Here is a 13,606-nt window from a genome sequence, read left to right on the forward strand (position 1 = left end):
CCATGGCAGAACTCGCCACCATTGCACGCCCCTACGCCGAGGCGCTTTTCAAGGCTTCGTCGTCTGACGTCGCCGGTACCAGCGCCTGGCTCGAAAAGGTTGCCGCCATCGCGGCCAATCCAGAGCTCCAGCAGTTCGCCGACAACCCCAAGGCCACGGCCGAACAGGTTCTCGGCGTGGTCGCCGGTGCATTCGGTGCGCCGCTGGCTGCTCCCGCTCAGAACTTCCTGAGTGCGCTGCTCGAAAACGGGCGTTTTTCGGTGCTGCCGGAAATTGCGAAGCAGTTCCGGGCACTGGCCAACGCGAAGAGCGGCTCGTCCGACGCCGTGGTCTACAGCGCCTTCCCGATCGACGCCGCAGCCCTGGCCAACGTGGCCGCTGCGCTCGAAAAGCGTTTCGGTCGCAAGCTCCAGGTCACGGTCCAGCAAGAGCCGGAACTGATCGGTGGCATCCGCGTGGTGGTCGGCGACGAGGTGCTCGACACCTCCGTCAAAGCGCGCCTTGAACAAATGAAAGTTGCGCTGGCGGCCTGATCGGTTTCCAGCCCTCTACTTGTAGCCTCAAAGAAAGAAGGAAAGAGTCATGCAACTCAATCCCGCAGAAATTTCCGAACTGATCAAGAGCCGCATCGAGGGCCTTGGGGTCAGCGCCAACATCCGCAACGAGGGCACCGTGGTCTCGGTGACCGACGGCATCGTGCGCGTGCACGGCCTGTCCGACGCGATGCAGGGCGAAATGCTCGAGTTCCCGCCGAGCGCTGACGGCACGCCGTCGTTCGGCCTGGCGCTGAACCTCGAGCGCGACTCGGTCGGCGCCGTGATTCTGGGCGAGTACGAGCACATCTCCGAAGGCGACACCGTCAAGTGCACGGGCCGCATTCTGGAAGTGCCGGTCGGCCCCGAACTCATCGGCCGCGTGGTGAATGCGCTGGGCCAGCCGATCGACGGCAAGGGTCCGATCAACGCCAAGATGACCGACGTGATCGAAAAGGTCGCTCCGGGCGTGATTGCACGGAAGTCCGTTGACCAGCCGATGCAGACCGGCCTGAAGTCCGTCGACTCGATGGTGCCCGTCGGCCGTGGCCAGCGCGAGCTGATCATCGGCGACCGCCAGACCGGCAAGACGGCAGTGGCGATCGACGCGATCATCAACCAGAAGGGTCAGAACATGACCTGCGTCTACGTTGCGATCGGCCAGAAGGCTTCGTCGATCAAGAACGTGGTGCGCGCTCTCGAACAAGCCGGCGCGATGGACTACACCATCGTGGTGGCAGCATCGGCCTCCGAATCGGCGGCCATGCAGTACGTGTCGGCCTACTCGGGGTGCACGATGGGCGAATACTTCCGCGATCGCGGCCAGGACGCGCTGATCGTCTATGACGACCTGTCCAAGCAAGCCGTGGCTTACCGCCAGGTCTCGCTGCTGCTGCGTCGCCCGCCAGGCCGCGAAGCCTACCCCGGCGACGTGTTCTATCTCCACAGCCGCCTGCTCGAACGCGCAGCCCGCGTGAACGCCGACTACGTCGAAGCCTTCACCAAGGGTGAAGTCAAGGGCAAGACCGGTTCGCTGACCGCGCTGCCGATCATCGAAACGCAAGCCGGCGACGTGTCCGCCTTCGTTCCGACCAACGTGATCTCGATCACCGACGGCCAGATCTTCCTGGAAACCAACCTGTTCAACGCCGGTATCCGTCCCGCCATCAACGCCGGTATCTCGGTGTCGCGAGTGGGTTCGTCGGCCCAGACCAACCTGGTGAAGAACCAGTCGGGCGGTATCCGTACCGACCTGGCCCAGTACCGCGAACTCGCGGCCTTCGCCCAGTTCGCCTCGGACCTCGACGAAGCCACCCGCAAGCAGCTCGACCGCGGTGCCCGCGTGACCGAACTGCTCAAGCAGACCCAGTACAGCCCGCTGCCCATCTCGCTGATGAGCGCCACGCTGTTCGCGGTGAACAAGGGCTTCATGGACGACATCGACGTCAAGAAGGTTCTCTCGTTCGAACACGGCTTCCACCAGTTCCTCAAGTCGAGCCACGCACCTCTGCTGGCCACGATGGAAAAGAACGGCGCCAAGTGGGACGTCAAGCCTGCCAAGGCCGACGACAGCGACGAGAAGAAGGCTTTCAAGAAGGTCTGCCAGGACGCGGAAGCCGAACTGCTGGCCGCCGCCACTTCGTTCAAGAAGTCGTTCGCCTGATCGACGCCTTGATCGACGCAAGAAGGAGCTCTCATGGCAGCTGGTAAGGAAATCCGCGGCAAGATCAAATCGGTGGAAAACACCAAGAAGATCACCAAGGCCATGGAAATGGTCTCGGTTTCCAAGATGCGCAAGGCGCAGGAACGCATGCGCGCCGCTCGCCCCTACAGCGAAAAGATCCGCAACATCGCGGCGAATCTCGGCAAGGCGAATCCGGAGTACACCCACGCGTTCATGAAGACGACCGATGCCAAGGGCGTCGGTTTCATCATCGTGACCAGCGACAAGGGCCTGTGCGGCGGCTTGAACACCAACCTGCTGCGTGCCGTCACCGGCAAGCTGCGCGAAGCGCAGGCAGCGGGCAATGTGGTCGAGTCGGTGGCCATCGGCAGCAAGGGCCTGGGTTTCCTGAACCGCATCGGCGCCCGCGTGGTGGCCCATGTGACGCACCTGGGCGACACGCCGCATCTCGACAAGCTCATCGGGCCCGTCAAGACGCTGCTCGACGCTTATGCCGAGGGCAAGCTGTCGGCGGTGTACCTGTGCTACACGAAGTTCATCAACACCATCAAGCAAGAGCCGATGGTGGAACAACTGTTGCCGCTGAAGGCCGAGACGCTGCAGGTCGAGTCGGGTCATCACTCGTGGGACTACATCTACGAGCCCGACGCGCAAAGCGTGATCGACGAACTGCTGGTGCGCTACGTGGAATCGCTGGTGTACCAGGCCGTGGCCGAGAACATGGCTTCCGAGCATTCCGCGCGCATGGTGGCCATGAAGGCCGCCACCGACAACGCGGGCAACGTGATCGACGAACTGAAGCTGGTCTACAACAAGACCCGCCAGGCCGGCATCACGAAGGAACTGTCCGAAATCGTGTCCGGCGCGGCTGCGGCTGCCGGCGTCTGATTGAGGCAATGCAACGGGCCACATTGCTGATCGGGCACGCTCTGCGTGCCTGGTAATCCAAGGCCTTCTTTTAGGGGACTCTGCGCAAATGAAGAAAATTCTTGCTCTGGTGGCCATTGCCGCCGCTCTGACTGCCTGCTCCAAAAAGGAAGACGCGCCAGCGCCTGCTCCAGCTCCCGCCGCAGCACCTGCGCCGGCTCCTGCACCCGCAGCACCGGAACCCGCAGCGGCAGCACCCGCAGCAGCAGCCCCGACGGCATCGGCCGCCGACCTGCCGCAAGAGTGCAACGACTACCTGGCGAAGGTCACGGCCTGCGTGGCTGCGCAAAGCGGTGCAGCCGCCGACGCGATGAAGTCGAGCCTCGATCAGACCAAGGCCAGCTGGGCTGCAATGGGCACCAACAAGGATGCCCTGGGCCAAGCCTGCAAGGCCGCCTCGGACGCCTTCGCCGCGCAAGCCACGGCAATGAAGTGCTGATCTGAACCATTCCAAGGGTGCCGGCCCGTCCGGCATTCTTGCAAAAGCGGCCCGTACTGGCACCAGGACGCTTCTGCAAGAACCTGTCGCAATTATTTAGAGATCCATCCAGAAGGAAACGTCATGGCTGAAGGAAAAATTGTCCAATGTATCGGCGCCGTGGTCGACGTGGAGTTCCCGCGTGACCAGATGCCGAAGGTTTACGACGCACTGAAGTTCGAAGGCAGCGCGCTGACCCTCGAAGTCCAGCAGCAGCTCGGCGACGGCGTGGTGCGCACGATTGCACTCGGCTCGTCCGACGGCCTGCGCCGCGGCATCATCGTCAAGAACACCGGCGCCCCCATCACCGTGCCGGTCGGCAAGGCCACGCTGGGCCGCATCATGGACGTGCTGGGTTCGCCCATCGACGAACGCGGCCCCGTCGGCCAGGAAGTCACCGCTTCGATCCACCGCAAGGCGCCCGCCTACGACGAACTGTCGCCGTCGCAAGACCTGCTCGAAACCGGCATCAAGGTGATCGACCTGGTGTGCCCGTTCGCCAAGGGCGGCAAGGTGGGCCTGTTCGGTGGCGCCGGCGTGGGCAAGACCGTGAACATGATGGAACTCATCAACAACATCGCCAAGGCTCACTCGGGTCTGTCGGTGTTCGCCGGTGTGGGTGAACGTACCCGCGAAGGCAACGACTTCTATCACGAGATGGCCGACTCCGGCGTCGTGAACCTCGAGAAGCTCGAGGACTCGAAGGTCGCCATGGTCTACGGCCAGATGAACGAACCCCCGGGCAACCGTCTGCGCGTGGCGCTGACCGGCCTGACCATCGCCGAGTCGTTCCGCGACGAAGGCCGTGACGTTCTGTTCTTCGTGGACAACATCTACCGCTACACGCTGGCCGGTACCGAAGTGTCGGCTCTGCTGGGCCGTATGCCTTCCGCCGTGGGCTACCAGCCGACGCTGGCCGAAGAAATGGGCCGTCTGCAAGAGCGGATCACGTCGACCAAGGTCGGCTCGATCACCTCGATCCAGGCCGTGTACGTCCCTGCCGACGACTTGACCGACCCGTCGCCCGCAACCACCTTCGCCCACTTGGACTCGACCGTGGTGCTGTCGCGTGACATCGCTTCGCTCGGTATCTACCCCGCCGTGGACCCGCTGGACTCGACCTCGCGCCAGCTCGACCCGAACGTGGTCGGCGAAGAGCACTACAACGTGGCCCGCGCCGTGCAAGGCACGCTGCAGCGCTACAAGGAACTGCGCGACATCATCGCGATTCTGGGCATGGACGAACTGGCTCCCGACGACAAGCTCGCCGTGGCCCGCGCCCGCAAGATCCAGCGTTTCCTGTCGCAGCCGTTCCACGTGGCTGAAGTGTTCACGGGCTCGCCCGGCAAGTACGTGCCGCTGGCCGAAACCATCCGTGGTTTCAAGATGATCGTGAACGGCGAAGCCGACCACCTGCCGGAACAAGCGTTCTACATGGTGGGCACCATCGACGAAGCGTTCGAAAAAGCCAAGAAGGTCGCTTAAGGCGGCATGGGAACTCAGATGGCAAACACCATTCACGTCGACGTGGTCAGCGCGGAAGAGTCGATCTTCTCGGGCGAGGCCAAGTTCGTCGCGCTGCCCGGTGAAGCTGGTGAGCTCGGCATCTATCCGCGCCACACCCCGCTGATCACGCGCATCCGCCCGGGTGCCGTGCGCATCGAAACGGCCGACGGCGGCGAAGAATTCGTCTTCGTGGCCGGTGGCATTCTCGAAGTGCAGCCCAACGCCGTCACCGTGCTGTCCGACACCGCGATCCGTGGCAAGGACCTCGACGACGAAAAGGCCAACCAGGCCAAGGCTGCCGCCGAGGAAGCGCTGAAGAACGCGAAAAGCGACATCGACATCGCGATGGCGCAATCGGAACTGGCCGTGATGGCCGCCCAGATCGCGGCACTGCGCAAGTACCGCCAGAAGAAGTAAGAGCTCATCGGCTCTTGCTATCAAAAAGCCGCCTCCGGGCGGCTTTTTTGCGTCTGCCTTCAGGCCACATCGAGTACGCCATCTTCGATCTGAATTTGGTCGAAGTTCAGCCTTGCCCGGCTGAAGCCCGGCCCCTAGTATTCGCCTTCGCCCAAGGCCGCAGGCCGAGGCGGCAAAAGAAGGCAAGAACACCGGAGACAAACGCGTGGCACCCTGGAGCGGCATCACGACCGACGAAATGCGGTTGCTGGAAACGACCTTCTGGTCGGCCGGCGGTTCGCGCCATGCCATGGCCGAGCAGCTCGGCTTTTCCAAGAGCAAGGCCAACGGGCTGATCGCCGGGCTCGTCGAGCAGGGCCTGCTGGCTGAAGCGGGCCTGCAACGTTCCTCCGGCGGGCGCCGCCCCGAAAACCTGCAGCTCCACGCCGGCCTTGGCGTGCTCGTCGGCATCGACATCGGTGCCACCAGCCTCGACGTGGCCGTGCTGCGCCCCGACCTCACCGTGCTCGCGCAACACGACGAACCCGCCGACGTGCGCGAAGGCCCGACCGTCGTGCTGGCGCGCGTGCGCGTCCTCATGCGCGAACTGCTGGCCCGCTGCGGCTGCAGTGCCAAGAACGTTCTGGGCATCGGCATCGGCGTGCCCGGCCCGGTCAACTTCGAGATCGGCCAGCTCGTGAACCCGCCGCTGATGCCGGCCTGGGATGGCTTCTCGATCCGCGACTACCTGCGCGAAGACTATGCGGCGCCGGTCTTCGTCGACAACGACGTGAACCTCATGGCGCTGGGCGAGCTCTGGCGCCTCAAGCGCTCGCTCAACAACTTCCTCGTCATCAAGATCGGCACTGGCATCGGCTGCGGCATCGTCTGCCACGGCGAGGTGTACCGCGGTGCCGCCGGCTCGGCCGGCGACGTCGGTCACATCTGTGTCGACCAGGAAGGCCCGCGCTGTCATTGCGGCAACCTCGGTTGTGTCGAGGCGATGGCGGCCGGCCCCGCGATCACGCGCATGGCCGTGCAGGCTGCCGAGGCCGGCGAAAGCGCGACGCTGGCCGAATGCTTGCGCGTGCACGGGCGCATCGACGCGATCGACGTGGGCCAGGCCAGCCGTGGCGGCGACACGGCCGCCAACGGCATCATCCAGCACGCCGGCAGCCTCATCGGCCAGATGCTCGCGTCGGTGGTGAACTTCTTCAATCCGTCGCATGTGTTCATCGGCGGCGGCATCACGCGCATCGGGCCGCTGTTTCTCGCGGCGGTGCGCCAGAGCGTGTACCAGCGCTCGCTTGCGCTGTCGACGCGGCACCTCGAGATCCAGTACACGCCGCTGGGCATGCAGGGCGGATTCGTCGGCGCCGGCGTGCTCGCGATGCACGAAACCCTCAAGGTGCGCGGAGTGGCGCCATGAGTGTGGATAACAACAACACCAAGGGCAGCGTCGCCGTCGAGTTCGACGCGGTGGTGAAGGCCTTCGGCCCGGTGCAGGTGCTGCACGGCGTGAGCTTTGCACTCGCGCCCGGCCGTGTGTACGGCCTGCTCGGCGAGAACGGCGCGGGCAAGTCCACGCTGATGAAGATCCTCGCGGGCTACGAACAACTGACCGGCGGCACGCTGCGCATCAACGGCCAGCCCCAGCGGTTCACGAGTTCGCGCGATGCGGAGGCGCTGGGCATCGTGTTGATCCACCAGGAGTTCAACCTCGCCGAAGACCTGAGCGTGGCGCAGAACATCTTTCTCGGCCACGAAAAGAAGAAGGGCTGGCTGCTCGACGACGCCTCGATGGAGCGCGACGCCGCCACGGCCCTTGCCGCCGTCGGCCTGCAGGTCGACCCGCGCACCAAGGTGCGCAAGCTCATCGTCGCGGAGAAGCAGCTCGTCGAGATCGCGAAGGCCATCGCACGTCGTGCGCGTTTGCTCATCATGGACGAGCCCACCGCGACGCTCACGCCCGGCGAGACCGAACGCCTGTTCAAGCTCATCGCCCAGTTGCGCGCCGATGGCGTGACCATCGTCTACATCTCGCACAAGCTCGACGAAGTGGAGCAGGTGACCGACGAAGTGATCGTGATGCGCGACGGCCGCTTCGTCGCGCGCGCGCCCACGCCCGACGTCACGCGCCAGCAGATGGCGAACCTCATGGTGGGCCGTGAATTGGCCGACCTTTATCCGCCGCGCGATGTAGTGATCGCGGCCGATGCACCCGCAATGCGCGTGCGCAATTTCAACGTGCCCGGCTGGGCACAGGACACGAGCTTCGAGGTGCGCCCCGGCGAAATCCTCGGCTTCGCGGGCCTTGTCGGCGCGGGCCGCACCGAACTCTTCGAAGGCCTGCTCGGCCTGCGTCCCGCGAGCGGCAGCGTCGAAATGCTCGGCCAGCCCGTGCCGAACGGCAAAGGCTGGCGCAACCCGCGCGATGCAGCGAAACATGGCCTTACCTACCTCAGCGAAGACCGCAAGGGCAAGGGCCTGCACGTCAACTTCGGCTTGCGCCAGAACCTCACGCTGATGGCGCTCGAACGCTACGCGCAGCCCTGGCTGAAGCCCGATGCCGAGCGCGGCGCGCTGGCCGAGGCGGTGAAGGACTACGGCATCCGCACCGGCTCGCTCGACGTCAGGGCTTCGTCGCTCTCGGGTGGCAACCAGCAGAAGCTCGCACTCGCCAAGGTGCTGCAGCCACGGCCGAAGGTGGTGGTGCTCGACGAGCCCACGCGCGGTGTCGACGTGGGCGCCAAGCGCGACATCTATTTCCTGATCCAGCGACTGGCCCGCGAAGGGCTCGCGGTGATCGTCGTCTCGTCCGAGCTGATGGAACTGATCGGCCTGTGCCACCGCGTCGCGGTGATGCGCGCCGGCAAGCTCGTCGCCACGCTCGATGCGGACCATCTCACAGAAGAGGAGCTCATCGCTCATGCCACCGGAACAGCAGACACCCACGCCGCCGCCTGAAGCCGCGCAGCAGCAACAGCAGCAGCACCGCAGCGAGGCCGGGCCGCGCTGGACCGAGCGCCTGCATGGCCTCGGCCCGGTCATCGGCCTCGTGCTGCTGTGCATCGCGGGCACGCTGCTCAACAGCGACTTCGCCACGCTCGACAACGCGATGAACGTGCTCACGCGCACCGCCTTCATCGGCATCATCGCGGTGGGCATGTGCTTCGTGATCATCTCGGGCGGCATCGACCTGTCGGTGGGCTCGATGGCTGCGCTCATCGCGGGCAGCGTCATCATGTTCATCAACTGGGCCGGCCCGGCTTCGGGCTCGCCGCTGCTGGCGGTGGTGATGGGCGCGGTGCTGGCCATCGTGCTCGGCGCGGTGTTCGGGCTGGCGCACGGCCTGCTCATTACCAAGGGCCGCATCGAGCCTTTCATCGTGACGCTGGGCACGCTCGGCATCTTTCGCGCGTACCTCACGTACTTCGCCGATGGTGGCGCGCTCACGCTCGACAACGACCTGTCGGACCTCTATGCCCCGGTGTACTACGCAAGCCTTGCGGGCATTCCGGTGCCGGTGTGGGTGTTCGTGATCGTCGCGATCATCGGCGGCGTCATCTTGAACCGCACGGCCTACGGGCGCTATGTACAGGCCATCGGCTCGAACGAGCAGGTGGCGCGCTATGCGGCGGTGGACGTCGACCGCGTGAAGATCATGACCTACGTGCTGCTCGGCGTGTGCGTGGGCATCGCGACGCTGCTGTACGTGCCGCGCCTGGGCTCCGCATCGCCGACCACCGGCCTGCTGTGGGAGCTGGAAGCCATCGCGGCGGTGATCGTCGGCGGCACCGCACTCAAGGGCGGCGCGGGCAGCATCACCGGCACGGTGGTGGGGGCGATCCTGCTTTCGGTCATCAGCAACATCCTGAACCTCACCAGCATCATCAGCGTGTACCTGAACGCCGCGGTGCAGGGCTTCGTGATCATCATCGTCGCGTTCCTCCAGCGTGGACGCCGATAGAGTTTTTCCCGCTCGTACGTTCGTTCGTTCCATCAACCACAAGGAGACATCCAGCATGACAAGCTTCACACGTTGTATCGCACTCACGGCCGTTGCCGCCGCAGCGTTCGCCAGCCTGCCGGCGCTTGCCGCGGACAAGGTCAACCTCGGCGTTTCGATTCCCGCGGCCACGCACAGCTTCATGGGCGGCATCAACTACTGGGCCAACCAGGCGAAGAAGGACCTGGAGAAAGAACACAAGGACCTGAAGATCACGATCAAGACCGCAGCCAATGCGCCCGAGCAGGCCAACCAGCTGCAAGACCTGTCGACGGTCACCAAGATCAACGCACTGGTCGTGTTCCCGTTTGAATCCGCCGCGCTGACCAAGCCGGTCGCGCAGGTCAAGGCCAAGGGCGCGTACGTCACCGTGGTCGACCGGGGCCTGACCGACACCAGCGCACAAGATGCGTACGTGGCCGGCGACAACACCGCCTTCGGCAAGATCCCCGCCGAGTACATCGTGAAGACGCTGGGCGGCAAGGGCAACGTGGTGGCGCTGCGCGGCATTGCGACCACGCTGGACAACGAACGCATGGACGCCTTCAACGCCGTGCTCAAGGGCAGCCCCGACATCAAGCTGCTCGATGCCAAGTACGCCAACTGGAACCGCGACGACGCCTTCAAGGTCACGCAGGACTACCTCACGCGCTTCAAGCAGATCGATGCCATCTGGGCCGCCGACGACGACATGGCCGTGGGCGTGCTCAAGGCCATCGCGCAGGCCAAGCGCGACGACATCAAGATCGTGTTCGGCGGCGCCGGCGCGAAGGACATGGTCAAGACCATCATGGACGGCAAGGACCCGCGCATCGGCGCCGACGTGAGCTACTCGCCCAAGTTCATCTACGACGCGATCAAGCTCACGGCTGAAGCGCGCCTGAAGGGCGAGAAGCTGCCGGCGACGACGATCATTCCCTCGGTGCTCATCACCAAGGAAAACGCGAAAGACTTCTACCACCCCAACTCGCCGTTCTGAGGGCGTGTTGCTTCCTCTCCCCCGGGAGAGGGAGCAGTTACCAGGAACACCCGAGGAGATTGAAATGCCTGTGCACCACGCGTTGATTCCCTGCCTGCGCTACAAGAATGCGCCGGCCGCCATCGAATTCCTCTGCAAGGCCTTCGGCTTCGAGCGCAAGGCTGTGTACGCCGACGAGAGCGATCCCTCGGTCATTCACCACGCGGAACTGGTGATGAACGGCCAGATGGTCATGCTCGGCTCCGACCGCCCTGGCCCTGTGACGGACAAGTACCGCTGGAAGACGGCCGCCGATGCGGGCTGCATCACCATGTGCGTCTGCGCCGTCATCGACGACCCCGACGCGCACTGCGCGCAGGCCCGTGCGGCAGGCGCGGAAATACTCACCGACCCCAAGGACAACGATGGCTACCCGGGCCGTGGCTACGATGCCCGCGACCCCGAGGGCAACGTCTGGAGCTTCGGCAGCTACGACCCGTTCGCAGCGGCCGCACATTGATGACCGACACACCTCTTCGCAAGCTGCGCTACGCCATGGTCGGCGGTGGCCGCGATGCCTTCATCGGCGCCGTGCACCGCAAGGCCATGGCACTCGACGGCCAGATCGAACTCGTGGCCGGCGCGCTGTCGTCGAGCCCCGACAAGGCGCGCGCCTCGGGCCGCGACCTGGGCCTGGCCGACGACCGCAACCATGCAGACTGGCCTTCGCTGCTGGCCGACGAACTCAAGCGCCCCGCCAGCGAACGCATCGACTTCGTCTCGATCGTCACGCCCAACCACGTGCACTTTCCGGTGGCGCAGGCCTTTGCCGAAGCCGGCTTCCACGTGGTGTGCGACAAGCCGCTGGTGCACACGCGCGAGCAGGCCGATGCGCTGGTCGCCACCGTGGCGAAGCAGGGCACGGTGTTCGGCGTCACCTACAACTACACCGGCTACCCGATGGTGCGGCAGGCGCGCGAGATGGTGCGCTCGGGCCAGATCGGCGAGGTCCGCAAGGTCGTCGTCGAATACAACCAGGGGTGGCTCGCCAGCCATGTCGAAGGCGGCACCAACAAGCAGGCCGACTGGCGCACCGACCCCGCGCGCAGCGGCGCGGCCGGCGCCATCGGCGACATCGGCTCGCATGCCGAGAACCTCGTGGCCAGCGTCACCGGCCTGCAGATCGAAAGCCTGTGCGCCGACCTCAGCTCGCTCGTGCCCGGCCGCATGCTCGACGACGACGGCAGCCTGCTGCTGCGCTTCAAGGGCGGCGCACGCGGTGTGCTGGTCGCCTCGCAGATCAGCACCGGCCTGGAGAACGACCTGCGCCTGCGCGTCTCGGGCACGCTGGGCACGCTCGAATGGCACCAGGAGCAGCCGAGCCAGCTGGTGCACCTGCCGCACGATGGGCCCAAGCGCATCCTGACGCGCGGCGCGCCCTGGCTGTGCGAAGCCGCGCAGCGCGCCAGCCGCCTGCCCGCCGGCCACCCCGAGGGTTTCATCGAGGCTTTTGCGAATGTCTATGCGGGCGTGGCGGCCGACATTCGCGCGCGGCTTGCGGGCCATGCGGCCGATCCGCTGGCGGCGGACTATCCGCGCGTGGAAGACGGCGCGCGCGGCGTGCGCTTCATCGAGCGCACGGTGGCCTCGTCGAAAAGCGAATTAAAGTGGACGCCCTGGTAGCGTGCCGGCCTCGCACCCGCGAGGCCGCTTCGCATGACCGCAGGCATCCATGACCCTTCCTTCTTCCAGCGGGCCTTTTTCTTCCCCTTCCTCGGCGCGATGGCTGCGGGCCCTGTGGCTGCGCTGCATCACGCTGTTTCCGCTGAAGCTGGTCGGCTATACCGTCTCCACGCTCGGTTTCTTCCCGCTGTACTTCTGGATCATGAAGAACGCGGGCCAGGCCTGGGTGTTGCCGCTCACGGGCTTCGACCGGCTGATCGCATTCTGGCCGGCGGCATTGCCGGTTTACCTCTCGCTCTGGGGCTACATCGCATTGCCCGTGCTGCTGGCAAAGAACATGCGCGAGCTGCTGGGCTTTTCGTTCGGCTGCGCGGCGATGACGGTCTTTGCGCTGGCCGTGTTCTGGTTCATGCCCACGGCGATCCCGAACTTCACCATCGACGCTACGCCGGGCAGCTCGCTGCACTTCCTCAAGACCGTCGACGCGGCTGGCAATGCCTTTCCGTCGCTGCACGTGTCGTTCGCGGTGTTCACCTGCATCGCGCTGGCGCGGCAGCTGCGCGATGCCGGCGCGCCGGCATGGCTGCACCTGTTCAATGCTGCGTGGGCCGTGGGTATCGTGTATTCGACGATGGCCGTTCGCCAGCACGTGCTGATCGACGTGCTCGGTGGACTGGCGCTGGGTGTGGCACTCGGTATTACATCGCGGCAGGGCGCGGCCACGCGCTCGCATGCGGGCCAGGCGGCGTAGGCCGATCGCGATATTCCGCCGCTGCGGCAAGCCCTGTACAAAGCCGGCTTCGCAGCCATCCCGATGGGGAGAGTCCACCATGAAGATTCGTTTGCCTGCCCTCGCGTTGTGCGCCGCCATCGGTGGTGCCCTTGCAGGCCCCGCGTTCGCGCTCGACATGCCCGCCCGCAAGCCCGGCCTGTGGGAGATCCATTCGGGCGATGCCAGCGGCAAGACCCTTGCCGCCACCATGCAGCAGTGCATCGATGCGGCCAGCGACAAGGCCATGCAGGAGCGCGGCCAGGGCATGGCGCAGGCGCTCGGCAAGGACGCCTGCTCGCAAGACGTGCGCGCCCAGAGCGGCAACCAGATCACCATCGATTCGGTCTGCAAGATCGGCGCCACCACCGCCACCACGCACACCGTGATCAGCGGCGACTTCAATTCCGCCTACCGCATGGACCGCAAGGCCAGCTACAACCCGCCGCTGATGGGCCGCTCGGAAAGCAGCACCACCATGGAAGCGAAATGGATCGGCCCCTGCAAGGCCGACCAGCGGCCCGGCGACATGGTGATGCCCAATGGCACCAAGATGAACATGCTCGACGCCATGGCGGCCCGCAAGAAGTAAGCGAGCCCGCACAGGCCGTTGCGGTTAGGCACAGGTAGGCGCTGGCCCACAGCGCTTTGCGGCCGGCGTTC

General features: G+C 65.3%; 14 protein-coding genes. All 14 read left to right on the top strand.

Annotated elements, in window-relative coordinates; genetic code table 11:
- Positions 1-2: 2 nt before the first annotated feature.
- The 14 genes from ACGLHS_RS30525 (at position 3) to ACGLHS_RS30590 (ending at position 13,535) form a co-directional block, all read left to right on the top strand.
- Positions 3-533, top strand: a complete 531-nt coding sequence (locus ACGLHS_RS30525; protein ID WP_093247255.1) for a F0F1 ATP synthase subunit delta — start codon at positions 3-5, stop codon at positions 531-533.
- Between the two features lie 49 nt (positions 534-582).
- Positions 583-2,196, top strand: coding sequence for a F0F1 ATP synthase subunit alpha (gene atpA, locus ACGLHS_RS30530; protein WP_093247254.1), 1,614 nt, complete (start codon positions 583-585; stop codon positions 2,194-2,196).
- Between the two features lie 33 nt (positions 2,197-2,229).
- A complete protein-coding gene (atpG, locus tag ACGLHS_RS30535; protein WP_093247253.1) occupies positions 2,230-3,105 on the top strand; it encodes a F0F1 ATP synthase subunit gamma in 876 nt (291 codons plus the stop codon).
- 88 nt (positions 3,106-3,193) lie between these two features.
- Positions 3,194-3,583: a hypothetical protein gene (locus ACGLHS_RS30540; protein WP_093247252.1), complete on the top strand. Its 390-nt coding sequence runs from the start codon at positions 3,194-3,196 to the stop codon at positions 3,581-3,583.
- Positions 3,584-3,706: 123 nt separating this feature from the next.
- Positions 3,707-5,107: a F0F1 ATP synthase subunit beta gene (atpD, locus tag ACGLHS_RS30545; RefSeq protein ID WP_394485544.1), complete on the top strand. Its 1,401-nt coding sequence runs from the start codon at positions 3,707-3,709 to the stop codon at positions 5,105-5,107.
- 18 nt (positions 5,108-5,125) lie between these two features.
- Positions 5,126-5,545 carry a F0F1 ATP synthase subunit epsilon gene (locus ACGLHS_RS30550; protein ID WP_093247250.1) on the top strand — a complete coding sequence of 140 codons (420 nt, stop codon included), beginning with the start codon at positions 5,126-5,128 and terminating at the stop codon, positions 5,543-5,545.
- A gap of 238 nt (positions 5,546-5,783) precedes the next feature.
- Positions 5,784-6,953 (top strand): ROK family protein, encoded by a 1,170-nt coding sequence (locus ACGLHS_RS30555; RefSeq protein WP_394485665.1) that lies wholly within the window; start codon positions 5,784-5,786, stop codon positions 6,951-6,953.
- Positions 6,950-8,491 carry a sugar ABC transporter ATP-binding protein gene (locus tag ACGLHS_RS30560; protein WP_394485545.1) on the top strand — a complete coding sequence of 514 codons (1,542 nt, stop codon included), beginning with the start codon at positions 6,950-6,952 and terminating at the stop codon, positions 8,489-8,491. Before ACGLHS_RS30555 ends, ACGLHS_RS30560 begins: the two co-directional genes overlap by 4 nt.
- Positions 8,454-9,494 carry an ABC transporter permease gene (locus ACGLHS_RS30565; protein WP_394485546.1) on the top strand — a complete coding sequence of 347 codons (1,041 nt, stop codon included), beginning with the start codon at positions 8,454-8,456 and terminating at the stop codon, positions 9,492-9,494. Before ACGLHS_RS30560 ends, ACGLHS_RS30565 begins: the two co-directional genes overlap by 38 nt.
- Before the next feature lie 55 nt (positions 9,495-9,549).
- A complete protein-coding gene (locus ACGLHS_RS30570) occupies positions 9,550-10,512 on the top strand; it encodes a substrate-binding domain-containing protein (RefSeq protein ID WP_394485547.1) in 963 nt (320 codons plus the stop codon).
- A 64-nt stretch (positions 10,513-10,576) separates the two neighbouring features.
- Complete coding sequence (locus ACGLHS_RS30575) at positions 10,577-11,011, top strand: VOC family protein (RefSeq protein WP_394485548.1); 435 nt, start codon at positions 10,577-10,579, stop codon at positions 11,009-11,011.
- Complete coding sequence (locus ACGLHS_RS30580; RefSeq protein ID WP_394485549.1) at positions 11,011-12,174, top strand: Gfo/Idh/MocA family protein; 1,164 nt, start codon at positions 11,011-11,013, stop codon at positions 12,172-12,174. Before ACGLHS_RS30575 ends, ACGLHS_RS30580 begins: the two co-directional genes overlap by 1 nt.
- A gap of 49 nt (positions 12,175-12,223) precedes the next feature.
- Entirely contained in the window at positions 12,224-12,925 is a 702-nt protein-coding gene (locus tag ACGLHS_RS30585) for a phosphatase PAP2 family protein (protein WP_394485550.1), read from the top strand.
- Positions 12,926-13,004: 79 nt separating this feature from the next.
- On the top strand, positions 13,005-13,535 hold the full coding sequence (locus tag ACGLHS_RS30590; protein WP_394485551.1) for a DUF3617 domain-containing protein: 531 nt from the start codon (positions 13,005-13,007) through the stop codon (positions 13,533-13,535).
- The last annotated feature ends 71 nt before the right edge of the window (positions 13,536-13,606 follow it).

Source organism: Variovorax sp. VaC1 (assembly GCF_043658315.1).
Taxonomy (GTDB): Bacteria; Pseudomonadota; Gammaproteobacteria; order Burkholderiales; family Burkholderiaceae_C; genus Variovorax.